Here is a 22152-nt window from a genome sequence, read left to right on the forward strand (position 1 = left end):
TTGCCGGGTGGCCGTGCCAAAAAAGCAGATGTTACGACACCCGGCGCCATGGGCGCGCCAGCCCCTCAGGCCGCGGGAGGCGATCCGGCGCCGCCCGCCGCCTGAGAGGCTGGCGCCTGGCCCGGCGTTCCCGCCTGGGGTTCCAGCGGAATGGACGCAGGCGCAGGCGCCTCGTCGATCCAGGCCTTCAGCAGCGTCTGCGTCACGGCCAGGATCACGGGGCCGATAAATAGCCCCACGATCCCGAAAGCGAACATGCCGCCCAGCACCCCCGCCAGGATCAGCAGCAGCGACAGGTTCACGCCCCGCTTGATCAGCATGGGCCGCAGGAGATTGTCCAGCGTGGCGACCACCACCGCCCAGACCAGCAGCACCGCGGCGGCGAACTTCATTTCGTTCTGGAACAGCCAGGCGACTCCGCCCAGCATGGGCAGGAACGGGCCCAGTTGCGCCAGGCACAGCATGACCATGAGCGCGGTCAGGATGCCTGCCGCCGGCACGCCGGCAATCCACAGGCCGATGCCGCCCAGGGCCGACTGCACGACCGCCGTGACCACGATGCCCAGCGCCACCGCCCGGATCGCCAACCCGGCCAGCTTGACCGCGGACATGCCGCGCTGCCCCGACAGGCGGTTGAAGAAGCGCAGCACGAAGTCGGCCGCCACGTCTCCCTTGCTGTAGAGGATACCGGCGATCACGACGGTGATCAGCATGTGCATGACGAACACGCCGACGATGGCGGCGTGGCCGAGCAGCCAGCGCGCGGCGGTGGTGATGTAGGGTTCGAGCTTGGCCAGCAGCCCCCCGGCGCCGGCGTCCGACAGGGCCTGCCATTCATCGGCAACCCTGGGCCCGGCCAGGGGGATGTTGCGGATCCAGGAAGGAGGAGCCAGCAGCGCGTAGTCGGGCAGGCTCTTGATGGCCGCCATGATGGCGCCGCCGTGCAGCGCCAGCGTGGAGATGGCCTGGTACAGGGGCAGCACGATAACGAACAGCAGGAGGAACAGCATGACGACGGTGGCGATCCAGCGGCGTCCGCCGCAGCGTCGTTGTATCGCCAACAGCACGGGCCAGGTGGCGACGACAATGGTGGTCGCCCAGATCAGGCCCGGCAGGAATGGCCGCAGGACGTAAAGACTGCCCACCATCAGCGCGGAAAGTATGACGATGACAAGCAGGATGCGGGCAATGTCGACCGATTGACGTGGATTCACCCGCTGCTCCTGACAAGGCCCGCGGCCCTGGATGATGGCGCTTGGCGACCAGCGGGCGCCCGCCCGGGTGATACGCGCCGATGCGTTCCTGCGAATTTATCCGAAAATCGGCCGCCTAGGGAAAGCGGGGCTTGCGCGTGGCCCGCCGCTTCCACCACAGCCATATGCCGCTGATGCCCAGCGCGCCGAGCGCCACGCCCAGCAGCGCGACGGCGGCCTGCCCAAGGACTCCGCCCAGTTCGCCCGTATGCAGTGGATACAGGATGGAGTTCACTTTGGCGCCGGGATCCAGTTCGTTCCAGCGATGCCAGGCAAGCACGGCTGCGCTGCGCGGATCCAGCCACACGGTGGAGCGGCCATTGGGATGCGGATCGTCCGGCACGCGCAGGCGCACCGCCATCGGACGGTCGGCGCGCGGGGTGTAGAGAAAGTAGCCTATCGTGGCGCCGGGCTCCACCGCCAGCGCGGCGGCCGCCAGCTCGTCCAGCGGCCTTATCGGCCCCGCGCCGGGCGGCAGCGCCGGCGCAACGGCGCGCTCCTGGCCCAGGGCCGCGCTGATCCAGCCGCCTATCGGCCGCCATGCGAGGTAGGCGCCGGTCGCGATGCTGACGGCCAAAACCAGCGCGAGGATGGCGCCGCCATTGCGGTGGACGTCGAACAGCGCGCGCAGCGTGCCTTTGTCGAACGCCATGCGCAGCGAAGGCGGCCATCTGCGGGGCCACCAGACCGCCAGGCCCGAAACCAGCAAGACGGCATAGGCCAGCGCCGCCCAGGCCAGCGCCGCTCGGCCGGTCTTGTCGAGCATCAGGGAGCTGTGCAGGCTGAAGACCGTGGCGACGAGGCCTTCTCCGTCGCGGCGCCGGCCCTGCTCCCCGCCCGTGGCGGGATCCAGGAACAGGGTTCCACGCCAGGCGCCGCGCACCAGCACCTGCAGGGTCTCGCCCATCTCGCGTGGCGGCCGGAAAGTGAAGGCGGCGTCGGGCCCGAACTCCGCCGCAAGGCGATTGCGCAGCGCTTCCAGCGGCGCCGCGTCCGGCGCCGGCGCGTGGCGGGCCACAAAATAGGCGGGATGCAGCCACTGGTCGATGGGCCGCGCGGCCACCAGCAGCGCGCCGCTGAGGCCGGACAGGATCAGGATCCCGCCCAGCCCCAAGGCGACCCAGCGGTGGAAGAACAACCACAGGCGGCGCGGCATGCTGTTCGATCAGTATGCGAGGCGGGCCTGGACGTAGACCATGCGCGGCGCGCCGACCATCCGCCCGCCGTTCGTGTCGACGTTGCGCGTGTAGTAGCGGCGGTCGAAAAGATTGTTGACGCCCAGCGCCAGTTCGCTGCCTTTCCATTGCGGCAGCTTGTAGCTGAGCTGCGCATTCCATACGCTGAAGCCCGGTATGCGGCCATTGCTGGCATCGGCAGGCTCGCTCTCGGTGTTGGCCGTGTCCGAATACTGTCCGCTCTGGGCCGTGGTGTACAGATTGAATGCCCAGTTGCGCGTCGTATAGCGGCCGCCCAGCGTGCCGGTCTGGCGCGAGTAGAACGGCACGTCGTTGCCTTCGAACTCGCCGGATTTCTGGATGGCGCGCACGTAGGTGTAATTGGCGTAGAGGTTCAGGCCGGCTAGCGGGCCGGACTTGTCGAAGTCGTAGTCGATCGCAAATTCCACGCCATTGTGGGTGGTCGCGCCCAGGTTCCGGAAGACCGCGGGGTTGGTGCCCGGGATGGACAGGATCTGGTTGTCGAACTTCAGATTGAAGACCGTGAATTCGGTATGCATCTGCTCGCCCGAGTAGCGCATGCCGGCCTCCAGGGTCTTGGCCACTTCCGGATCCAGCGGGTTGGACGCCGACATCGAATTCAACTGCGTGTACTGCACGGCGCCGAACGAGGTGCTGTAGTTGGTATAGAGCGTCAGCGCGTCGCTGACGAGATAGGCGATGTTCAGCGACGGCAGGCCGCGGCTGTTGCGCACATGGAAGGCGGAGTCGTTCGCGGTGCCGTTGGGTTGCCGGTCGCTGCGTATGCGCTCGTAGCGGACGCCTGGCGTCACGCGCCAGTTGCCGTAGGCGATGCGGTCGTCCAGATAGACGGAGTGGGCCTGCGTTTCATTGTCGAAGGTCTGCGCGGCGCCCGTCCGCAGCCCCGTCAGCAGCGACTCCGAGTAGCGCTTGTCCTGTCCGGTCTCGTGGATATAGCGGTAGCCTACGGTCACGTCGTGGGTAGTCGGCCCCCACTCGATGCGCTGGGTGTAGCGCGGCTCGATGCCCAGCACCTGATTGTTGCGGGGCTGGTAGTCGTTGCGCCCGGCCGCGGCGTTGATGAGAGAACTCTTGCGGGAACTGTCGTAGTGGTAGGCGCGCACCTCGAACTCCTGCGTATCCGAGATCGAGTTCAGATAGCCGATATCGACCTGGTCGCGCTGTCCTTTCCAGTAGTCGGTGGGATGGGTGTTCTGGAAAGGGTCGTCGCGGTACTGAGCCACGGTCAGCCCGCCCGGCGTCATGGACTTGACGTCGTAATGGGCGAACTTGCCATAGATTTCGGATGAAGGAGTGAGCTCGTAGCGCCATTTCAGCGCGACGTCGTTATAGCGGTCGTGGCTGCCGTCGCGCCATTGCTCGCCGTCCATGCCCGAGTACATCAGGGCCACGCCCAGGCCGTTGTCGAACCGGGTGCCCAGGAAGCCGGTGTATTGCGTGTTGGCGCCGCCATGGCTGAAGACGTTGTAGCGCGCCGAGGCGTCCGCGGTCAGCCCTCCACGGTTCGGGATCGGACGGGTATTGAAATTGATCACGCCGCCCACGTTCTGCGGGCCATAGCGCACGGCCCCGCCGCCGCGCACCACGTCGATCGATTCGATGTTCCCCAGGCTGGTCGGCGACATCACCAGGTTGGGCTGGCCGTAGGGAGCCATGGCCATCGGAATGCCGTCGAGCAGCATCGTCGTGCGGAACGAGTTGCGCGGATTCAGGCCGCGGATCCCCACGTGCAGCCCGACCGAGCTGCCGGTGGCGCTGGTGCTGCCGCTGATCTGCACGCCCGGAACCCGGCGCAATGCGTCGGCGACGCTGGTTGCGCCGCTATCCGCGATGTCCTTGCGCTGCAGCAGCGTGCGCGCGCCTCCGAACGTCTGGACGCTGTTCGCCAGGCCCGTGCCCAGCCAATCGCCGCTGACCTGGATCGCCTCCAGGGTGCCCGACCCCGCCGGGGGAGCCGCGGCAGCGGCGGGGGCGGCTGTCGCGGCCGCGCCGCGCAGCACATAGCCCTGCCCTGGCTGGGCCACCGCCGTCAGGCCGGTGCCGCTCAACAACTGGTCCAGCCCCGCGCGTATCCCGTAGCTGCCTTGCAGCCCCTGGGTGGTCCGGCCGGCGGCATCCTCCGGACGGAACGACACGGTAATGCCGCCGGCCTTGGCGAACGCGGCCACCGCCTGGTCCAGCGGGCCCGCCGGGATGTGATAGCTGCGTACCGCGGCGGCCTGCTCGGCTGTCTGCGCCCGGGCCGGCGGAGCGGCGGCGAAAACGGCGGTCAGCGCCAGGGCCATGGCGGCCAGGCGCAATGCCTCTTGAGGCGCCCGGCGCGAGGCGGCAGCCTCGGCACGGGGTTGTAGTCGGTATCGCGGTCCCACGTTACACATCCCTTTCACATCGTCGATGGGTGGCATGCCGGACAAGGCCCGGCGAAAGGGACATGCAAACCCTGATTTAATTGCAAGCAAATGATACAAATGGGCTGCGTCGCTGCCCGGGTCAGGAGGCCCGCGCGCCCACGGTGACCCAATAGCGGGTGCGCGACGTTACCCGGACGCCCAGAGTCTCCGCCACGATGGCCAACACGGCGTCGGTATCGTCCAGCCGGAACACCCCTGACACGCGCAGGCCGGCCACGGCGGGATCGCAACGGATCACGCCCGGACGGTAGCGCGACAGCTCGTCCAGGAACGCGTCCAGGCGCAGATTGTTCGCTTCGATGATGCCTCGCGTCCAGCCGGGGGCGTTCCGGCTGGCCGGCAGGCTGGCCTTGAATGCGCTGGCGGTGAAGCTGAGGGATTCGCCCGCATTGACGATGCGGGCCGCCCCGCCGCCATGCAGGCTGACTTCGACCCGGTGTTCCTGCACGGACAGCGAGGTCATTGCTTCGCCATCATTCCACTGCCGGACCACGAAGCGGGTGCCGAGCGCCCGCATCCGGCCCTGGGGCGTTTCGATGAAGAAGGGCCTTGCCCTGCCCTGGCGGTCGGCGGCGGTGCGGACGTAGATCTCGCCGCCCCGCAAGTGCAGCAGCCGGGAGTGTTCCGAATAGAGCACGTCGAGCCCGGTATCGGTGTTCAGGTGCACGTGGCTGCCGTCGGCCAGCACCATATCGCGGCTTTCGCCCACGGCAGTGCGGTAATCCTCGCCGCCCGGCCCGGCCAGGTGGCGGTACCCCAGCCACGCGGCGGGCAGCGCCACGCCCAGCGAGGCCAATGTCCGTATCACCGCGCGCCGGTTGGTCTTCTGCTGGCGCGTGAGCAGCGGCACGCCGAGCGCCGGCGGAACGGCCCCGAACTGCTTGCTCAAGAGCTGCGCGCGCTGCCAGGCGAGCTCCCGCTCGGGGCTTGTATGGCGCCAGCGTTCGAAGGCGGCGTGGTCCTCGGGGCCTGCTTCGCCGGAGTGCAGCCGCACCAGCCAGCGGGCGGCCTCCCGGATGACGGCGGTATCGAGCGGCACGGATTCGGGGGCGGCCATGGCGCTCATTGCTCCAGCAAGGTCAGGCAGATTTCGAAGCCCTGGGCCATGTAGCGCTTCACCGTGCGATCGCTCAGCCCGGTCCTGGCGGCGATCTGCGCGTAGGACAGGCCTTCAAGCTGCGATAGCACGAATACGGTCCTGGCCTGCGGCGCCAGGCCCGCCAGGAGCCGGTCCAGCTGTTGGAGCGCCTGTTGCACGGCCAGCAGGCTTTCCGGCGACGCGCCGGCTTCAGGAGGATGTGCGGCGACCGCTTCCAGCCAGGCCCGTTCGAGCGAGCGCCGGCGCCAGTGATCGTTGAGCAGCCCCTTGGCTATTGTCGTCAGGTAGGCCCTGGGCTGCCGCAGCCCGGACACCTCGTTGGGCTTGCGCAGCACGCGCAGCATGGTGTCATGGGCCAGGTCCACCGCTTCGTCGCCCTGGTCGAGCCGCCGCCGCCACCACTGGCAAAGCCAGTCATAGTGGTCTTCACAAAGGACTTGGAGAGGGTTGGACATGCGCGGGGCGGAGGCGGATTTCGCCGTGAATGATACCAAGAATCGTTCTTAGTTTCGCATCTCCGATCCGCGCGAATTCGGGGGCGTATCCAGCGGCAGGCATGCAACTTGCCGGCGAGAAGGTTTGCCGGATCCCCGGCAGGCATCATCTTACGGAGGTACGCGATGAGGACTCTGACCACTGCTGGCATATTGCTGGCCTTCCTGCTCGCTGGCTGTTCCAGCCCCAATTCCTACAACTCCGGTTCGCCGCGCTCCGGCAGTTCCATGGGGGCCGACCCGGCCAATTACCATTCGTCGAGCTTCGGCGAGCCTAACAACGAACCCTTCCAGGGCGTATATCCGGGCCATTGAAGCCCGCCCCGTCACGGTGTGGCCTCTTCCTGGTTCGCCGCCTGGGCGCCCTGCGCGCCCTTGGCGGCGGCGCCGGCGGTCAAGGCCATCAGATGCCGGGCCAACTCGGCCAACTGGCCATCCTTCGATTTCAGCTGCGCGAGGAAATCCGCCGCCTGGGCTTCGGCGGCAGCCAGCCTTGCCTCCAGCGCGCGCTCGCGTTCCAGGGCCGCGCTCGTCGCGCTTCGGCTTGCGGCCAATTCGGATTCCTGGCGGATGCGGCTCTGGCTGGCATCGGCACGCAATGCCTGGACGCCCTCTTCTGCCCGGCGGCGCTGTTCCTGTTCCTCGGCCAGGGCCTTGCGCGCCTGCGCCAGTTGCTGCTGGCTGGCCGCCTGCGCCTCGTCCAGGCGGGCCTGCAAGCGTTTGACGGCCCCGCGCTCGCCGTCCAGTTCATTCAGCCACCGGCGTTCGTGGGCCGCGTGGCGCGCCTCCAGCGCATCCAGCGCTTGCGCATGCTGGCCGCGCGATCTTTCGGCATCGGCCTGCAAGGCCTCTGTGGCGCCGCGGGCTTGGGCAAGCTGCATCTGATGCTGCTCGAGCTGTTCGTCACGCTGCCGCAGCTGCAGTTCCGCAGCCTGCAGCCGTTCCTCGGCGGCGGCCAATTGCGAGGTGGCGACCTTGAGCGCCTCCTGAAGATCCCTTTCGCGCTGCACCAGCCCGGCCTCGCGCAATTGCAGCTGCTCTGCGCCCGCCGCCAGCCTTTCACCCTCCTGTGCCAATTCTTCCCAGCGCGCGCGATAGGCGCCGGCCTGCTCCGCCCTCGCTTCGGACAGGGCCGTTTCCCAGAAATGGGCTGCGGCCTGCGCGATCGGATCAGGCACGGACGGGGCAGCGGCGAACGCGCCCGGGTCTTTGATGCGCGCACCCAGCGAGCGGAACCAGGTTTCCAGATAGGGGCTGACGGTATTCGGCGACCCGCGCCCGATCTTCTGGCGCACACGCTCGATCGTGGGGCGCGCGCCCTCCAGCAGCAAGGCGTCGGCGGCGCCCCAGACGTCTGTTTCGGTAATTCCGGTGGCCATGGCCGTGCTCCGTCGATTTTTTCGCAACTGCGGGATAATTACTCGCGATAATGCAACCTTATCGTGAGTAATTTTCTATATCTGTTAGATATCATACAGCAGATGTATGTATATTTATAATTATTGACTGGATCCGGAATTCTCCGGCCCGCGCTACCCGAATCTCCGGAAACCCATGCCTCTTACCCTTCAAGCAACACTGCCCCTGCTGGATCCCTCGGCGCTCGACGCGCAGGCGGACGCCGCCGTGCGCGGGCTGATGCGGGAAGGCAGTTCGGCCAACACCGCCGCCAGCTACCGCGCCGCAATCCGCTACTGGACGGCCTGGTTCGAGCTGCGCTACGGGCGCCCCTTCGCCCTGCCCGTCCCGGAAGCGGCGGTCGTGCAGTTCGTGGTCGACCACGCCCAGCGTTCGACCGAGCAAGGGTTGAAATGGGAGCTGCCTCTGGCGCTGGACCGAGAGCTGGTGCGGCTGAAGGCCAAGGGCAAGCTGGGGCCTCCCAGCCTGAATACGCTGCTGCAACGCCTGTCCGTGCTGTCCAAGGCGCACGAGTTGCACGGCCATCCCAATCCCTGCCGCGCGCCCCGCGTGCGGGAGCTTCTGGCCAAGACGCGCCGCGCCTACGCCCGGCGCGGCGTGGCGCCCGCCAAGAAGGTGGCGCTCACGCGTGAACCGCTGCAGGCCCTGCTGGCGACCTGCGACGATTCCCTGCGCGGCGTGCGCGACCGCGCCCTGCTGCTGTTTGCGTGGGCCAGCGGAGGCCGGCGGCGCTCGGAGGTCGCGCGCGCCACGGTCGAGAATACCCGGCGCACGGCCGACGGCTTTCTGTTTTCCCTGGCGCACTCCAAGACCAACCAGGCCGGAGCAAACCGCGCCAACGACCAGAAGCCGATCGTCGGCATGGCGGCCCTGGCGCTCGATGCCTGGCTCAGCGCCAGCGGCATCTCTGAGGGTCCGCTGTTTCGCCGCGTGCGCCGAGGGGGCGTGGTGGGCGAACCGCTGGCCGCGGCGGCGCTGCGCGACATCGTGCAGCAGCGCTGCAGGCTGGCCGGCCTGCAAGGCGATTTCTCGGCGCACAGCCTGCGGTCGGGCTTCGTGACTGAGGCAGGCCGGCGGAATGTGCCGTTGGGCGACGCCATGGCGCTGACCGGGCACGCCAGCGTGGCTACCGTCATGGGCTATTTCCGCGCGGGGGCGGCCGCCCAGTCGCCGGCCGCCCGCCTGCTCGACGAGCCCGATACCGGCCCAAGTTAAAATTTGGCCCTGCCTTCCCTGCCCGACCCGGTCCCTTCATGCGAATCCACCTGCGCGGGCTCGTGCTTGCGCTCACCATATTCAGCGCGGTCGTTGCCACCGCCAACACGCTCTACGCGAGCTATCGCGTCCAACGCGAACAGCTCATCGCGAACACGCTGGAAGCCAATCGCGTCTATGCCGCCAAGCTTGCAGAGAGCGCCGGCGCGTTTCTCAAGACGGCCCAGCGGCAGCTGGAATACAGCGCCCGGCACCTGGCCGCCCGCTTCGACGTCCCGGAGCTGCTGGCCACCGAGGCCGTGCGCTTGCAGGAACAGACCGACAGTTTCAACTCGGTCGCGGTTATCCGCGCCGATGGAATGGTGCTTGCCGCCTCGCAAAGCCTGCGGGGCTTCGTGGGCACCCGGGTCGACAATGACGGCAGCCGCGCGGCGCTGAAAGCCCGCAAGCCCATGATCAGCAAGCCTTATGTCTCTCTTTCCGGCAACCTGCTGATCAATGTTTCCCAGCCGATTCACGGAGACAACGGCCGCTATCTGGGCTATATCGCCGGCACCATCTACCTGCGCAGCGAAGGCGCCCTCCACATGCTGCTGGGCAAGCACCATTACCAGGATGGCTCCTATCTCTATGTGGTCGACCACGAAGGCCGGCTGATCTATCACGAGGACACCGCCCGCATCGGCGAAGACGTCACGGCCAACCCGGCGGTGGCGGCCGTCATGCGGGGCCAGTCCGGCGCGCAACGCCTGGTCAATACGCGGGGCGTGGATATGCTGGCGGGATTTGCCGACGTCCCGTTGAGCGGCTGGGGCGTGGTTGCGCAGCGGCCAACCAAGGCGACGCTGGAGCCGCTGGACGACCTGATCCGGGCATTGATCGGGTACGCGGCGCCTTTCGCCCTCGCCTTCCTCCTGGCCATCTGGTGGTGCGCGCGCAAGATCTCCCAGCCGCTGTCGCAGCTTGCCACCAATGTCGAACACCAGGAAGTCGCCGTAGCGATGCAGCGGGTGCAGTCCGTGCGGGCGTGGTACTTCGAGGCCCAGCGCCTGAAGCGGGCCGTGCTGCGCAGCTTTACCAGCCTGCAGGATGAGATCGGCAAGCTGAACCAGGCCAGCATCACCGATCCTCTGACCAGCCTGCATAACCGGCGCGGCCTGCAAGCCGCGGTGGAACGGATGCAGGCCGCGGGCTCGCCGTTTGCGGTGGTTGCGCTGGATATCGACCATTTCAAGCAGATCAACGACACCTACGGCCACACGGTGGGCGACGAGGTGATACGCGGCGTGGCGCAGCTGATGCGCGATTGCTCGCGCCCGTCGGACGTGCTCTGCCGCAATGGCGGAGAGGAATTCCTGATCCTGCTTCCCGCCGCCGGCATGAAGGAAGCCGCCAACATGGCCGAGCGCCTGCGCAAGAGCCTGGAGGAGCACCGCTTGCACGGCACGGCGGGAATCACGCTCTCGGCCGGCGTGGCGCAATGGCCGTCGGCCGGCCCGGACGTGGGCGCGGCGTTCCGCGCCGCGGACGAGGCGCTCTACGCGGCCAAGCAGCAAGGACGCAACCGCGTGGTCGCGCACACGCCGTAACGGCGCGGCGGGGCCTCCGGAACTCCCCCTCGTTTCCAGGGCACCTTCGTCAGTCTTGCAGCGGCCAGAGCCCGGGCGCGATGCGCGCCCACAGGTCCGCCCCCATGGCTGCGGGCTTGCGGGTGGGCAGGCCCGCGCGGCGCTTGAGCAGACCGCCCTTGCAGGCGAACACGATGCGGTGAGCCAACGAGATATCGCTCACCTCGATGACCGATCCCGCAAAGCGCCGCTTGATGCGCCCCAGGTACCGCCGGTAATTGAAGTCCAGCGCATGGAAGTTGCCCACCATCAGCCCGTCTGTGGCCAGGGCGTCGAAGCAGTTCTGGTAGAACGCCTCGGAGGCGAGCTGTGCGGGAATGCCGCCGATATCGTAGCCGTCAAGCAATATGGCGTCGTATTCGTCCCGATGCCGCTGGATCAGGTCGGCGCCATCGCCGAGCAGCACCTTGAAGCGGGAATCGTCGGCGGGAACGTGGAAGGAATCGCGCAAGGCGATGACGTGCGGATTGATCTCGAAGACGTCTATCCGGGCCAACGGGAGATAGTGGTAGCAGAACTTGGCCAGGGAGCCCCCTCCCAGGCCGACCATGGCGATCCGGCGGGGCTCGGGATTGAGCAGCAGGAACCGCATCATGATGCGCGTGTATTCCAGGTTCAGCGCGTTGGGGTCCCTGGTCCACATGCGGCTCTGTATTTCGCCGTGCTCGAACATCAGGGACCGCGACGTCGTCGTGGCGTAGATAAAAGGCCTAACCGGTTGACGGCTCGAAGTGCTTGCAGGCATTCCAGGTACTCGCTATCAGAAAGGTCCGTGCCGGGGCCGGTCCCGGCGCGCAGGCGCATGCCGCCGTCCGGCGCGGCGCGCGGTCGGAAGCTGCGGATGACTATGGTGCGGGAAACAAAGATGGCCTCGGGCGACGCGCAAGGCGCGCGCCGCCCGAGGCCCTTGGGATGGCGCCCCGCCGGGCGCGATCAAGCCTTACGCGGTGGACCGCAAGGCTTCGGTATCTTCGGCGGAATCGGCGTCGGCCGGAGCGGAGTTGATGTCAGCGTCTTTTTTGGCCTCGGGCGCTTTCCAGTCCAGGGGCGGGACCTCGAAGCGCCACTTCTTGCCGACCAGTTGATGAGACATGAGCGTTCTCCTATTCAGGGCGCATGGCTTCCCCCGCACAAGCGCGATACGCAGGATTCAAGCGTGCCTTCGATGCGGTCCTTGGCAGGACGCGGGGGAACATACGCGCGGGCAACGCTGGGCAAAGACACTGCCGAACCCGTGGGCCCGGCTGCAGCGGGCAGCATTGTTATTGTTGATTTGCTGCCAATTGTTGTATTTTAGCATGATTTTACCTGAAATAGCCAGCGGATGCGCGCGCGGCCGCCGATTCGGCCGCAGTCTCGTCCCCGCCTCCGCCCTGCTCCGCCCGTTTTCGGGGGGCGGCCGCCGTGTGGCGCCGGCGTTTGCCGGGGATTTTGCACCTGTCGCAATCCCCCCGGATTGTGTCGCGATCGCCACTGCCGCCTGGGCCGGCGCCCCGATACACTGGCCGCGCCATCCTTCCCCGGAGACGCGCCATGACTGCGCCCCTCATCGAAGGCGGTTGTGACTGCGGCGCAGTCCGTTATCGCCTCGCCAGCCCGCCGATGTTTGTGCATTGCTGCCATTGCACGCTATGCCAGCGGCACTCGGGCACCGCATTCGCCATGAATGCGCCCGTCGAATCCGACCGCGTGACGCTGCTGCAAGGCGAGGTGGCCCGCCATCCCGCCGGCAAGAGCGCGAACGACGGGGAAACGGCGGTTATCGTGCGTTGCGCGGCCTGCGCCGGTCTCCTGTGGAGCTACCACCCCGCGTATGGAGAGTCCGTGGCGCTGGTGTACGCAGGCACGCTGGACCGCGCTGCCGACTTCCCGCCCGGCGCGCATTGCTTCGTGCGCTCCAAGCATCCCTGGTTGCGCCTTCCGGATGATGTGCCCGCGGCCGAGGAGTTCTACGACATGGACGCCTGCTGGCCCGAAGCCAGCAAGCGGCGCCTGGAAGCGGCGCTCGCGGGCGCCGCCCGCAAACCCTGGACGCCCAAGGCCTGAACCTACTCCGGCAGCCCAGGCCCGGGCCGCGCGTTCCTAGGGATTTCCCCCGTTTTCCGCAGAAATACCGGCATCCGGCGTTTCTTCCGAGCTGTCTGAAAGCTGAACGGAAGTTTGGATTTCTAGACTCCCGCATTCATTGAAAAGTCAGCTTTTGTTCAGACGCAAGTCAGGCAAAGCGGAACAACGGGAGGAAAGACAATGCAATCCAAACGCAGCGCCGTTCGGCGCGAGGCATGGGCCGCGGGCACGATGATCGTGCTGGGCCTGGGCGCCATCGCGCAGGCGTCCACGTACAGCCTGGGCACCCTGGCGCGCATGGGGCCGGGGATGTTTCCCGCGATCCTGGGTGCCCTGCTGGTGATGCTGGGCCTGGCCATCGCGCGGATGGCCGTGGCGCCTTCGGTCGCCGAAGAGGACGAGGAGGACGTGCCGCCGCCGGAATGGCGCGGCTGGGGCTGCATCATCGGCGGCCTGATGACCTTCATCCTGGTCGGCAAGTACGGCGGCCTGGTGCCCGCCACTTTTGCGCTGGTGTTCATTTCCGCGCTGGGCGACCGTCAGCACACGCTGCGCAGCGCGGCCCTGCTTGCCACGGGGGTCACGATACTGGGCGTGGCCGTGTTCTCCTGGGCGCTGCAGTTGCAGTTCCCCCTGTTCCGCTGGGGTTGAACCATGGAGATACTGAACAATCTGATGCACGGATTCTCCATCGCCTTCGCGCTGGACAACCTGATGTGGGCCGTTTTCGGCGTCTTCATGGGCAACCTGATCGGGGTGTTGCCCGGCATGGGCGTGCTGGCCGCGATATCCATCCTGCTGCCCCTGACCTACACGATGACGCCTACGGCGGCGCTGGTGATGCTGTCGGGCATCTACTACGGTTCGCAGTATGGGGGCGGCATTACGTCCATCATGCTGAACCTGCCCGGCACCGCGTCGCACGCGGTGGCCTGCCTGGACGGCAACCCGCTGGCGCGCAACGGCAAGGCGGGCTCCGCGCTGTTCATGCTGATGTTCTCGTCGTTCTGCGGCGCGTCCGTCGGCATCCTGGCGATGATCCTGTTCTCCCCCTTGCTGGTGGATGTCGCGTTCAAGTTCGGCCCGGCCGAGTACTTCTCGATGATGATGCTGGGCCTGCTGGCGGGCGCGACCCTGGCCAAGGGGTCGGCGATCAAGGGCGTGGCCATGGTCGTGGTGGGATTGCTGCTGGGCGTGGTAGGCACCGACGTCAACACGGGCACCATGCGGTTCCACTTCGGCATCCTCGAGCTGTCCGATGGCCTGCAGATCGTGGCGCTGGCCATGGGCCTGTTCGGCGTGGCGGACTTCCTCAAGAACATCAACCGCATCGGCGACGGCGGCAAGGTCACTACCGCGAAGATCAGCATGAAGTCGATGCGTCCCGAAGCCGGCGACATCAAGCAGTCGGGCGGCGCGCTGGTGCGCGGCACGGCGATCGGCGCGGCATTCGGCATCCTGCCCGGCACCGGGCCCACCATCGCCTCTTTCATCTCATACGCGACGGAGAAGAAGGTGGCGCGCGAGCCGCGCCGGTTCGGCCGCGGTGCGATCGAAGGCATCGCGGGTCCTGAGGCCGCCACCAGCGCGTCCACGCAGACCAGCTTCATTCCCACCATGAGCCTGGGGATACCCGGCGATCCGGTGATGGCGCTGATGCTGGGCGCGCTGATCATCCACGGCATCCAGCCGGGACCGCAGATGATGGTGGAGCACGCCGACATGTTCTGGGGGCTGATCGCCAGCTTCTGGGTGGGCAACGTGCTGTTGCTGCTCTTGAACCTGCCGCTGATCGGGATGTGGGTGCGCCTGCTGACCGTGCCGTTCCGCTACCTGTTTCCGGCCGCGCTGTTCTTCGTCTGCGTCGGGGTGTACAGCACGAACAACAACCTGTTCGACGTGGCCATGGTCACCGTGTTCGGCTCGGCCGGCTATGCGCTGATCCGCATGCGGTTCGAGCCCGCGCCGCTGCTGCTGGGTTTCGTGCTCGGGCCCATGGTGGAAGAGAATTTCCGCCGCGCGTTGCTCTTGTCGCGGGGCGATCTGTCGATCTTCGTGTCGCGGCCGATCAGCCTGGGGTTCATCGCGGCCTGCGTGGGGCTGGTCGCCTTGCTGGCGGTATCGGCGTTCCGGCTGCGCAAGGGGCGCGGGACGCTCAGTTCGGAGACCGCCTGATCAGGCTTCGGGATTGAACATGGGGCCGGCGGTGTGGCCGTCGATATGCCCCAGCGGCCGGCCCGGATCGAGCCGGTCGCGCACCCGCTGCTTCAGGACCTTGGCTTCGGGGAAGCCGCCGTCGCTCTTGCGGTCCCAGATCAGGTCGCCGTTGTAGGTGATCTGGAAGACGCCGCCGGTGCCCGGCTGCAGCACCACTTCGCCGAGGTCGGTCGAAAATGTCGACAGCAGCTCCTGCGCCATCCAGGCCGCGCGCAGCAGCCATTGGCACTGGGTGCAATAGAGGATGACGATGCGGGGTCGGAGGGCGGGCGCATTCATGCAGTGATTCTACCTCCGTTCATGGATAATATCGGGTTTTCCCGGGTTCCCATGAACCCCGAGCCTCCCCATGAAGTCTGCTTTAAGTCCCCGTGGCCAACGCTGGCTGATCGGCCTCCTGATGGGGCTGGTCACGCTCACGCCGATGGGCATCGACATCTACCTCCCCTCCCTTCCCGCCATGGCGGACGATTTCGGCCAGCCCGTCACCGCGCTCCAGGCCAGCATCACGCTGTTCATCTTCGCGGTCGGCGTGGGCCAGATGCTGATCGGGCCCTTGGCCGACCGCTACGGCAGGCGGCCCGTGGCGCTGGGCGGCGTGCTGGCCTATCTGCTGGGCTCGGCGCTGGGCGCGGTGGCCGGCTCGCTGGAAGTCTTCTACGCCGCGCGCGTGATCCAGGGGCTGGGCGCCTGCTCGGCCTCGCTCGTCGCCTTCGCCGCGGTGCGCGACTGCTTCAGTCCGGCCGTGGGCGCGCGCGTCTACAGCTACCTGAACGGCGCGCTGTGCACCGTGCCCGCGCTGGCGCCCATGGTGGGCGGCGCGCTGGCCGTGCATGCGGGCTGGCGCAGCACGTTCGCCTTCATGGTGGTGTTCGCGCTGGCGTTGGCGGGCCTGCTGGCGGGCCGTTTCGAGGAAACGCGGGCGGCGTCCGGCCGGCCGCAAGGCGCGCTGTACAGCCTGCGCCGCTATGCGCCCATCGTCGCCAGCGGGCGCTTCCTGTATTTCGCTGCGTTCGGCATGGCCGGCATGGCGATGATTCTCGTGTTCGTCTCCGCCGCGCCGGTGGTGCTGGTGCAGCAGCTGGGCTATTCCGAATTGGGATTCTCCGCCTGGTTCGGCGGCAATGCGGCCATCAATATCGGAGCCTTCTTTCTGGCGCCCGCCTTTATTGCGCGCTTCGGCCGCCACACGATGGTGCGGGTGGGCATGGCCGCCCTGCTGCTGGCGGCGGCCATGCATCTGGCGGCGTGGCTGTGGATGCCCTTGTCGGCCTGGGTGTTCATGCTGCCGGTCGCGGTGCTGACGGTGGGCTTTTCGCTGGCGCTGGGTTCCGGCCTGAGCCTGGCGCTGGAGCCCTTTGCCGAGCGCGCGGGCACGGCGGCCGCGGTGTATGGCTTGTTCCAGATGAGCGGATCGGCGCTTATCGCCACCATCCTGCTCGATAGCGGCATGCCGGCGCAGACCGCGATGGCCTTGATCGGCGCGGCGATCGTGGCGCCGCTGCTGTGCCTGTCCGCGGGCATGTCGCGGCGGCTGGCCGCCGGCTGACCGGGCCCGACCGGTAACGCGGCCCGACCGGTTTTCTTTCGCCGGCGCAGGCCGTAGTATCCAGGGATACCCTACCTGGAGGCGACATGAGTATCGAAGAAACGGCGGAACAGCCGATCCTGGCGCGCACGGCCGAGGGCGGCGTGGTAACGCTGCGCCTGAACCGGCCCGGTCAATTCAATGCGCTTTCCGAAGCCATGTTGGCCGCCCTGCAAGCGGAAATCGACGCGCTGGCCCGCGACGGCGAAGCGCGCTGCGTCGTGCTGGAGTCCGCGGGCCGGGCGTTCTGTGCCGGCCACGATTTGCGCGAAATGCGCAGCCAGCCCTCTCTGGACTACTACCGCGAGCTCTTCAGGAAGTGCGGCAGCGTTATGCAGGGCTTGCAGGCGCTGCCCGTGCCCGTCATCGCCAAGGTGCGCGGGATCGCCACCGCGGCAGGCTGCCAGCTCGTGGCCAGTTGCGATCTGGCCGTGGCCGCCGATACGGCGACGTTCGCGGTGTCCGGAATCAACGTGGGGCTGTTCTGCTCGACGCCCGCCGTGGCCCTGAGCCGCAATGTGTCGGCCAAGCGCGCTTTCGAAATGCTGGTGACGGCGAGATTCATCGACGCGGCCCAGGCCAAGGACTGGGGCCTCATCAACGATGCCGTTCCGGACGCGGAGCTGGACGGGCGCGTGCAGGCGCTGGCGAACGACATCCTGGCGAAGAGCCCGACGGCGATCCGCTACGGCAAGCGCATGTTCTACAAGCAGCGGCAAATGGCGCTGGCCGATGCCTACGACTACGCGGGAGACGTGATGGCCCGCAACATGATGGAGGCCGACGCCTGCGAAGGCATCGACGCCTTCCTGCAGAAGCGCCAGCCGCGCTGGCGGGCCCTAGAGCAGTCCTAGGGCCCATCCGCCCGCGGCGGCGGTCAGCACCACCCACACGGGCGACCACCTTGCGTAGACCAGCAGCGCGAACAGCAGCAGGGCCAACGCAAAGTCCGCGCGCCCGCGTATGCCGCTGATCCACACCGGGTCGTACAGCGCGGACAGCAGGATGCCCACCACGCTGGCGTTCACCCCCGCGATCATGTTGCGCACGCCGGGCCGCAGCCGCAGGCTTTCCCAGAACGGCAAGGCCGCAGTCACCAGCAACGCGCCGGGCAGGAAGATCGCGATCAGCAGCGCAAGCGCGCCCGCCCAGCCCGACACGGGGCCGGACGAGATGGCGCCCAGGAACGCGGCGAAGGAAAACAGCGGACCAGGCATGGCCTGCGCGGCGCCGTAGCCCGCCAGGAAGTCCGCATTGGACACCATGCCGCCGGCCACCGACGCGGATTCCAGCAGGGGCAGCACCACGTGGCCGCCACCGAATACCAGAGCCCCCGCGCGGTAGAAGCCGGCCAGTTGCGCAGCCAGCGGCTGGCCGCCGAGTGCAGCCCAGGCCGGCAGCGCCGCCAGCAGCAGCACGAACAGCGCCAGGGCAAGATAGCCCGCGCGGCGGGACACGCTTTGTTGTTCGGTGGCCAAGGCAGGCCGCGCCGGCACCTGGAGCGCGGCGGCTCCGATGACGGCCCCCAGCAGGATGGCGCCCAGCTGCCCCAGGGCGGTCGGCAGCGCCACGGTGATGAGCGCGGCGACGACCGCCAGCCCGGCGCGAGGCCGGTCCGGACAGAGCGACCGGCCCATGCCCCATACCGCCTGCGCGATGATGGCGACCGCCGCGACCTTCAGCCCATGGATGGCGCCGGACCCGGACAGCCAGCCGAACTGCGCCAGCCCCACGGCAAACAGCACAAGCGCGATCGCGCTGGGCAGCGTGAACGCGATCCAGGCGGCAAGCATGCCCGCCCAGCCCGCTCGCCTCAGGCCGATGGCCATGCCGACCTGGCTGCTGGCCGGTCCGGGCAGGAACTGGCATAACGCCACCAGATCGGAATAGGCGTAGTCGTCCAGCCAGCGGCGGCGCTCGACGAATTCATTGCGGAAGTAGGCCAGATGCGCAACCGGCCCCCCGAAGGACGTCAGGCCCAGGCGCAGGAAAATCAGGAACACTTCCAGACAGGAACCCCGGCCTGGCTCGACGCGGGCGGACGCCGCCGACTGGCTGGCGACATGTTCGTCATGGGGAGAAGGCAGCGGCATGGGACTTGGCTTCATCAACAGGCGGGGCATGCGAATCCAGCCCCCGCTTCAAGCTTATAGCCGGGCGGCGTGGCAGATTCAACCGTCCGGACGTCCAACATGGCCCAGGTGGAAATACCGTTCATGGCACTTCTGCTCTGGGCCAAGAGGCGGCATCCTGACGGTTCGCGGTTCTTCCCCGCAACATTGACAGCAGACAGGCAGGAACATGACTCAACGATTGAATTATTTCGACACCTCGGCCGAGATCTCCAGCAAGTACCTGGAGTTCAGCATGGCGCTCAAGAAGTCCGCGGTAGTCCGCGAAGTGGGCCAGCTGGTCGACATCCGCGCTTCCCAGATCAATGGCTGCGGCTTTTGCCTGGACATGCACGTCAAGCAGGCGAGAATCGCGGGAGAGCGCGAGCTCCGTCTCCATCACATTGCGATCTGGCGCGAGTCCACGCTCTTCTCGCCGCGCGAACGCGCCGCCCTGGCGTGGACCGAAACCGTCACCACCCTGCCCTCTGACGGTGTCTCGGACGACGCCTACCGCGCCGCGCGCGAGCATTTTTCCGAGTCCGAGCTCTCCGACCTCACGCTGCTGGTGGTCGGCATCAACGGCTGGAACCGCCTGAACGTGGCGTTCAGGACGGTACCCGGCTCGGCGGACGCGGCCTACGGCCTGGACAAGGCTGGGCTGGAATAAGCCCGCGCCGGACGTTACATCAACGCCCGGATGCGCAGCCCCAGGTCCCGGGCCTGTGTTTCCGACGCGATATTGGTGAAGCTGAGCAGCAGGCCGGACTGCCCGCCCGGCGCGGCATACCAGCGCGATAGCGCCTCCGCGAACAGCCCTTCCTTCTGCATGCGCGACGCCAGGCCGCGGTCGGTCTGCGGCCCTTGCAGCCGCGCCACCAGATGCATCCCTCCCGGCTGCGGTTCGATCCGCATGCGCGTGCCGAGCGCGGCGGCCAGGCCCGCGGCGGCGGCCTCTCGCCGCTCGGCGTAGAGCTTGCGCATGCGCTGGATGTGGCGGCCGAAATGCCCCTCGGCAATGAAGGCGCCCAGGATGGCCTGCGTCAGGCCGGGCGAACCGCCAGTCAGCCAGCAGATCCGTTCGAAGCGCGCCGCCTGCGCTTCGGGAACCACCAGGTAGGCCAGGCGCAGCCCCGGGAACAGCACTTTGCTGAACGTGCCCGCGTACAGGACCCGCCCTTGTGTATCGAGGCTCTTCAATGCGGGCAAGGGCCTGCTGACGTAGCGGTATTCGCCGTCATAGTCGTCCTCGACGATCCAGCTTCCGTTACGCTCCGCCCAGTCCAGCAGCGCCTGCCGGCGCGGCAGCGACAGCGACATGCACAGCGGGCTTTGATGGGCCGGCGTCACCACGGCGCCACGGGCGCGCGGCGCCCGTTCGATGCCCGCGCCCACGATGAGGCCGTCATGGTCCACGGGCACGGGCGCAGGCCGCAGCCTCGCCTGTTCCAGCAGGAACCGGGTGGGCGGATAGCCCGGATCTTCCATCCATACCTCGTCGCCGGGCTCGAACAGGGCCTGCAGCACCAGCCGCATGGTGTGGTTGTAGCCCGAGGTGATGAACACCTGCGAGGGCTGGCAATGGATGCCGCGCGCCACTTGCAGATAGGCGGCCGTCGCGCCGCGCAGGGCCGGCAGGCCGCCGCTGGGCGGGTAGGCAAGCTCGGGCGCCTGCAGCCCGCGCAGCTGCCTGGCCCCCAGCCGCGCCCAGAGCTTGCGGGGAAACGCATCCAGCGCGGGCAAGCCCATCTGGAAAGGCAGGATGCCCGATGAGCGCGGCCATGCGTGCTCATCGCGCACGGGCGCGGCGGGCGGCTGCGCCGCGGGAGCCGCCGCGTGCGGCTGCAGGCCGGGCGACACCACGGTGCCGGCCTGGCCTCGCGCCTGGATGTAGCCTTCGGACGCCAGCAGCGAATAGGCGACTTCCACCGTGCCGCGCGCCACGCCCAGCTCCTTGGCCAGCGCCCGGGCGGACGGGATGCGGTCGCCGGGCTTGAGCGTGCCCTGGGCGATGGCTTCCCGGAAGCGTTCGTAGACCTGCCGGTACAAGGCGTTGGCGCCGCCTGGCAGCGAGGTAGGGATCGGTTCGGAAGGCGCAATCATGGCATAGTCAGAAATTCATTTTATGGCCCTTCAAATTATGTCATGCGCTGCCTAACATGGCTTCCATGACACACGACAACGACACCGCCCTGCGCCATCTGGAAACCCCGGAAGAATGGCGCGCCTGCCTGCCGCTGATGCGCGAACTGCGTCCGCACCTGACGGAGGAAATTGATTTCATGGAACGCATCGGCCGCATGCGGCACGAACGCTACCGCCTGCTGGCCGCCATGCAGGAAGGCTGCGCCGTGGCCCTGGCTGGCTACCGCTACCAGGAGAACCTGGTCTATGGCCGCTTTCTTTATGTGGACGACCTGGTCGTCTCGCCCACGCGCCGCGGCGAACGCTGGGGCGCGCGGCTGCTGCAAGCCCTGGATGGCCTGGCGCGCGACAGCGGTTGCGCCAAGCTGGTGCTCGATACCGGCCTGGCCAACGCCCTGGCCCAACGCTTTTACTTCCGCCAAGGCCTGTTGACCAGCGCCATCCGATTCAGCAAGCAACTGGGAACCCCCGCCGCATGAGCATCCTACGCATCGTCTGCAGCCCCCGTGGCCGCGCCTCCGAAAGCTATCGCCTGTCGCAACATATCGTCGAACGCATCTCCGACGCGGCGGACGGCGCTCGGCCTATCGTGAGGGACTTCAACGCCAACGCCCTCGTCCACGTCGACCCGGATTACGCGGCTGCCTTGAGCTCGCCGCAGGATCCGCCGGACGACAGGCTGGAACGTGGCGCGTTGCGCCAGTCCGCCGAACTGATCCAGTCGTTGCGGGACGCCAGCCACATCGTCATTGCTACGCCGATGCACAACTTCACGGTGCCCTCCTCTTTGAAGGCCTGGATCGACCACGTCGTGCGGGTGCGCCATACCTTCCGCATCACGCCCGAAGGCAAGCTCGGCAATCTCGCCGATCGCCCGGTCTACGTCGCGATATCGTCCGGAGGGGAGTTCTCCGGCGACGGCGCGCAGCGCCAGCCCGACTTCCTGACCCCCTATCTGAGGCACGTGCTGGGCACCATCGGGCTACCCGACGTGACGTTCTTTTCCGTCCAGGGCACCGCTCGCGGCCCCGTGGCGCTCGAGGCCGCGCGCGCAAGGGCCGAGGCGGAAATCGCCGCGCATGCCTTCGGCGCCCGCGTCCTCGCGGCCTAGTACGGATAGGCTGTTGCATACTCACCAAGCCGGGCTCATCCATCCGGATAGGGCCATCGCGCCAAGCGAATCCGGCCATACGCGGTATGTGAACGGCGCGCATTGACACTGCCGAATGGCGGGCACTACGCTTTTCGCGGAACGCTTTCCTCCTTATGGATTGCGGCCTCTCCCAAC

At 67.6% G+C, this 22152-nt stretch carries 22 protein-coding genes; 11 read left to right on the plus strand and 11 right to left on the minus strand.

Annotation, left to right across the window (positions count from 1 at the left end; genetic code table 11):
- Positions 1–65: 65 nt before the first annotated feature.
- The 5 genes from ydiK to JL37_RS28255 form a co-directional block, all read right to left on the minus strand.
- The gene (ydiK, locus tag JL37_RS28235) at positions 66–1214 is read right to left on the minus strand and encodes an AI-2E family transporter YdiK (protein WP_043548546.1); all 1149 of its coding nucleotides are present in this window, start codon (positions 1212–1214) and stop codon (positions 66–68) included.
- Positions 1215–1329: 115 nt separating this feature from the next.
- Entirely contained in the window at positions 1330–2409 is a 1080-nt protein-coding gene (locus JL37_RS28240; RefSeq protein ID WP_043548547.1) for a PepSY domain-containing protein, read from the minus strand.
- 9 nt (positions 2410–2418) lie between these two features.
- Positions 2419–4755 carry a TonB-dependent receptor gene (locus JL37_RS28245; RefSeq protein WP_052097681.1) on the minus strand — a complete coding sequence of 779 codons (2337 nt, stop codon included), beginning with the start codon at positions 4753–4755 and terminating at the stop codon, positions 2419–2421.
- Between the two features lie 205 nt (positions 4756–4960).
- Positions 4961–5938: a FecR domain-containing protein gene (locus JL37_RS28250; RefSeq protein ID WP_043548829.1), complete on the minus strand. Its 978-nt coding sequence runs from the start codon at positions 5936–5938 to the stop codon at positions 4961–4963.
- 5 nt (positions 5939–5943) lie between these two features.
- Positions 5944–6435 carry a sigma-70 family RNA polymerase sigma factor gene (locus JL37_RS28255; RefSeq protein WP_043548830.1) on the minus strand — a complete coding sequence of 164 codons (492 nt, stop codon included), beginning with the start codon at positions 6433–6435 and terminating at the stop codon, positions 5944–5946.
- Between the two features lie 165 nt (positions 6436–6600).
- Here JL37_RS28255 and JL37_RS28260 point away from each other — a divergent pair, with 165 nt between their 5' ends.
- Positions 6601–6789, plus strand: coding sequence for a hypothetical protein (locus JL37_RS28260; protein WP_043548550.1), 189 nt, complete (start codon positions 6601–6603; stop codon positions 6787–6789).
- A gap of 11 nt (positions 6790–6800) precedes the next feature.
- Here JL37_RS28260 and JL37_RS28265 read toward each other — a convergent pair whose 3' ends face one another.
- On the minus strand, positions 6801–7853 hold the full coding sequence (locus tag JL37_RS28265) for a DNA-binding protein (RefSeq protein WP_043548551.1): 1053 nt from the start codon (positions 7851–7853) through the stop codon (positions 6801–6803).
- A 175-nt stretch (positions 7854–8028) separates the two neighbouring features.
- Between JL37_RS28265 and JL37_RS28270 the strand changes: the two genes are divergently transcribed.
- Together JL37_RS28270 and JL37_RS28275 are read left to right on the plus strand one after the other, a co-directional pair.
- On the plus strand, positions 8029–9108 hold the full coding sequence (locus JL37_RS28270) for a site-specific integrase (protein ID WP_043548553.1): 1080 nt from the start codon (positions 8029–8031) through the stop codon (positions 9106–9108).
- Between the two features lie 38 nt (positions 9109–9146).
- Positions 9147–10697, plus strand: a complete 1551-nt coding sequence (locus JL37_RS28275) for a diguanylate cyclase (RefSeq protein WP_043548554.1) — start codon at positions 9147–9149, stop codon at positions 10695–10697.
- Positions 10698–10746: 49 nt separating this feature from the next.
- Here JL37_RS28275 and JL37_RS28280 read toward each other — a convergent pair whose 3' ends face one another.
- Both JL37_RS28280 and JL37_RS30775 read right to left on the minus strand, forming a co-directional pair.
- Positions 10747–11379, minus strand: coding sequence for a transferase (locus tag JL37_RS28280; protein WP_231570447.1), 633 nt, complete (start codon positions 11377–11379; stop codon positions 10747–10749).
- A 297-nt stretch (positions 11380–11676) separates the two neighbouring features.
- Complete coding sequence (locus JL37_RS30775) at positions 11677–11829, minus strand: hypothetical protein (RefSeq protein WP_197064659.1); 153 nt, start codon at positions 11827–11829, stop codon at positions 11677–11679.
- Positions 11830–12269: 440 nt separating this feature from the next.
- Here JL37_RS30775 and JL37_RS28285 point away from each other — a divergent pair, with 440 nt between their 5' ends.
- The 3 genes from JL37_RS28285 to JL37_RS28295 all read left to right on the plus strand — a co-directional run bounded on the left by JL37_RS28285 (position 12270) and on the right by JL37_RS28295 (position 14978).
- Complete coding sequence (locus tag JL37_RS28285; RefSeq protein ID WP_043548557.1) at positions 12270–12782, plus strand: GFA family protein; 513 nt, start codon at positions 12270–12272, stop codon at positions 12780–12782.
- A gap of 201 nt (positions 12783–12983) precedes the next feature.
- The gene (locus JL37_RS28290; protein WP_043548558.1) at positions 12984–13454 is read left to right on the plus strand and encodes a tripartite tricarboxylate transporter TctB family protein; all 471 of its coding nucleotides are present in this window, start codon (positions 12984–12986) and stop codon (positions 13452–13454) included.
- Between the two features lie 3 nt (positions 13455–13457).
- Positions 13458–14978, plus strand: a complete 1521-nt coding sequence (locus JL37_RS28295) for a tripartite tricarboxylate transporter permease (RefSeq protein ID WP_043548560.1) — start codon at positions 13458–13460, stop codon at positions 14976–14978.
- Here JL37_RS28295 and JL37_RS28300 read toward each other — a convergent pair whose 3' ends face one another.
- Entirely contained in the window at positions 14979–15299 is a 321-nt protein-coding gene (locus JL37_RS28300; protein ID WP_043548561.1) for a SelT/SelW/SelH family protein, read from the minus strand.
- A gap of 70 nt (positions 15300–15369) precedes the next feature.
- Between JL37_RS28300 and JL37_RS28305 the strand changes: the two genes are divergently transcribed.
- Both JL37_RS28305 and JL37_RS28310 read left to right on the plus strand, forming a co-directional pair.
- Entirely contained in the window at positions 15370–16569 is a 1200-nt protein-coding gene (locus tag JL37_RS28305) for a multidrug effflux MFS transporter (protein ID WP_043548562.1), read from the plus strand.
- A gap of 86 nt (positions 16570–16655) precedes the next feature.
- Positions 16656–17462 carry an enoyl-CoA hydratase gene (locus tag JL37_RS28310; protein ID WP_043548565.1) on the plus strand — a complete coding sequence of 269 codons (807 nt, stop codon included), beginning with the start codon at positions 16656–16658 and terminating at the stop codon, positions 17460–17462.
- On the opposite strand, the gene chrA is transcribed toward JL37_RS28310, so the two are convergent.
- A complete protein-coding gene (gene chrA / locus JL37_RS28315) occupies positions 17448–18701 on the minus strand; it encodes a chromate efflux transporter (protein ID WP_043548566.1) in 1254 nt (417 codons plus the stop codon). The two genes, JL37_RS28310 and chrA, sit on opposite strands and share 15 nt — an antisense overlap.
- Before the next feature lie 208 nt (positions 18702–18909).
- Between chrA and JL37_RS28320 the strand changes: the two genes are divergently transcribed.
- The gene (locus tag JL37_RS28320; RefSeq protein WP_043548568.1) at positions 18910–19389 is read left to right on the plus strand and encodes a carboxymuconolactone decarboxylase family protein; all 480 of its coding nucleotides are present in this window, start codon (positions 18910–18912) and stop codon (positions 19387–19389) included.
- Positions 19390–19403: 14 nt separating this feature from the next.
- On the opposite strand, the gene JL37_RS28325 is transcribed toward JL37_RS28320, so the two are convergent.
- On the minus strand, positions 19404–20822 hold the full coding sequence (locus tag JL37_RS28325) for a PLP-dependent aminotransferase family protein (protein WP_052097654.1): 1419 nt from the start codon (positions 20820–20822) through the stop codon (positions 19404–19406).
- Positions 20823–20878: 56 nt separating this feature from the next.
- Here JL37_RS28325 and JL37_RS28330 point away from each other — a divergent pair, with 56 nt between their 5' ends.
- Together JL37_RS28330 and JL37_RS28335 are read left to right on the plus strand one after the other, a co-directional pair.
- Entirely contained in the window at positions 20879–21343 is a 465-nt protein-coding gene (locus JL37_RS28330) for a GNAT family N-acetyltransferase (protein ID WP_043548571.1), read from the plus strand.
- The gene (locus JL37_RS28335; protein WP_043548572.1) at positions 21340–21975 is read left to right on the plus strand and encodes an FMN-dependent NADH-azoreductase; all 636 of its coding nucleotides are present in this window, start codon (positions 21340–21342) and stop codon (positions 21973–21975) included. Before JL37_RS28330 ends, JL37_RS28335 begins: the two co-directional genes overlap by 4 nt.
- Positions 21976–22152: the final 177 nt, after the last annotated feature.

This window comes from Achromobacter sp. RTa (assembly GCF_000757485.1).
Classification (GTDB): Bacteria; Pseudomonadota; Gammaproteobacteria; order Burkholderiales; family Burkholderiaceae_B; genus Achromobacter.

Excerpts from the sequence above, each read along its gene's own strand:
- JL37_RS28240 (WP_043548547.1), bottom strand. The coding sequence starts at position 2,409 with ATGCCGCGCCGCCTGTGGTTGTTCTTCCACCGCTGGGTCGCCTTGGGG.
- JL37_RS28245 (WP_052097681.1), bottom strand. The coding sequence starts at position 4,755 with ATGGCCCTGGCGCTGACCGCCGTTTTCGCCGCCGCTCCGCCGGCCCGG.
- JL37_RS28250 (WP_043548829.1), bottom strand. The coding sequence starts at position 5,938 with ATGGCCGCCCCCGAATCCGTGCCGCTCGATACCGCCGTCATCCGGGAG.
- JL37_RS28255 (WP_043548830.1), bottom strand. The coding sequence starts at position 6,435 with ATGTCCAACCCTCTCCAAGTCCTTTGTGAAGACCACTATGACTGGCTT.
- JL37_RS28260 (WP_043548550.1), top strand. The coding sequence starts at position 6,601 with ATGAGGACTCTGACCACTGCTGGCATATTGCTGGCCTTCCTGCTCGCT.
- JL37_RS28265 (WP_043548551.1), bottom strand. The coding sequence starts at position 7,853 with ATGGCCACCGGAATTACCGAAACAGACGTCTGGGGCGCCGCCGACGCC.
- JL37_RS28270 (WP_043548553.1), top strand. The coding sequence starts at position 8,029 with ATGCCTCTTACCCTTCAAGCAACACTGCCCCTGCTGGATCCCTCGGCG.
- JL37_RS28275 (WP_043548554.1), top strand. The coding sequence starts at position 9,147 with ATGCGAATCCACCTGCGCGGGCTCGTGCTTGCGCTCACCATATTCAGC.
- JL37_RS28280 (WP_231570447.1), bottom strand. The coding sequence starts at position 11,379 with ATGTGGACCAGGGACCCCAACGCGCTGAACCTGGAATACACGCGCATC.
- JL37_RS30775 (WP_197064659.1), bottom strand. The coding sequence starts at position 11,829 with ATGTCTCATCAACTGGTCGGCAAGAAGTGGCGCTTCGAGGTCCCGCCC.
- JL37_RS28285 (WP_043548557.1), top strand. The coding sequence starts at position 12,270 with ATGACTGCGCCCCTCATCGAAGGCGGTTGTGACTGCGGCGCAGTCCGT.
- JL37_RS28290 (WP_043548558.1), top strand. The coding sequence starts at position 12,984 with ATGCAATCCAAACGCAGCGCCGTTCGGCGCGAGGCATGGGCCGCGGGC.
- JL37_RS28295 (WP_043548560.1), top strand. The coding sequence starts at position 13,458 with ATGGAGATACTGAACAATCTGATGCACGGATTCTCCATCGCCTTCGCG.
- JL37_RS28300 (WP_043548561.1), bottom strand. The coding sequence starts at position 15,299 with ATGAATGCGCCCGCCCTCCGACCCCGCATCGTCATCCTCTATTGCACC.
- JL37_RS28305 (WP_043548562.1), top strand. The coding sequence starts at position 15,370 with ATGAAGTCTGCTTTAAGTCCCCGTGGCCAACGCTGGCTGATCGGCCTC.
- JL37_RS28310 (WP_043548565.1), top strand. The coding sequence starts at position 16,656 with ATGAGTATCGAAGAAACGGCGGAACAGCCGATCCTGGCGCGCACGGCC.
- chrA (WP_043548566.1), bottom strand. The coding sequence starts at position 18,701 with ATGCCGCTGCCTTCTCCCCATGACGAACATGTCGCCAGCCAGTCGGCG.
- JL37_RS28320 (WP_043548568.1), top strand. The coding sequence starts at position 18,910 with ATGACTCAACGATTGAATTATTTCGACACCTCGGCCGAGATCTCCAGC.
- JL37_RS28325 (WP_052097654.1), bottom strand. The coding sequence starts at position 20,822 with ATGATTGCGCCTTCCGAACCGATCCCTACCTCGCTGCCAGGCGGCGCC.
- JL37_RS28330 (WP_043548571.1), top strand. The coding sequence starts at position 20,879 with ATGGCTTCCATGACACACGACAACGACACCGCCCTGCGCCATCTGGAA.
- JL37_RS28335 (WP_043548572.1), top strand. The coding sequence starts at position 21,340 with ATGAGCATCCTACGCATCGTCTGCAGCCCCCGTGGCCGCGCCTCCGAA.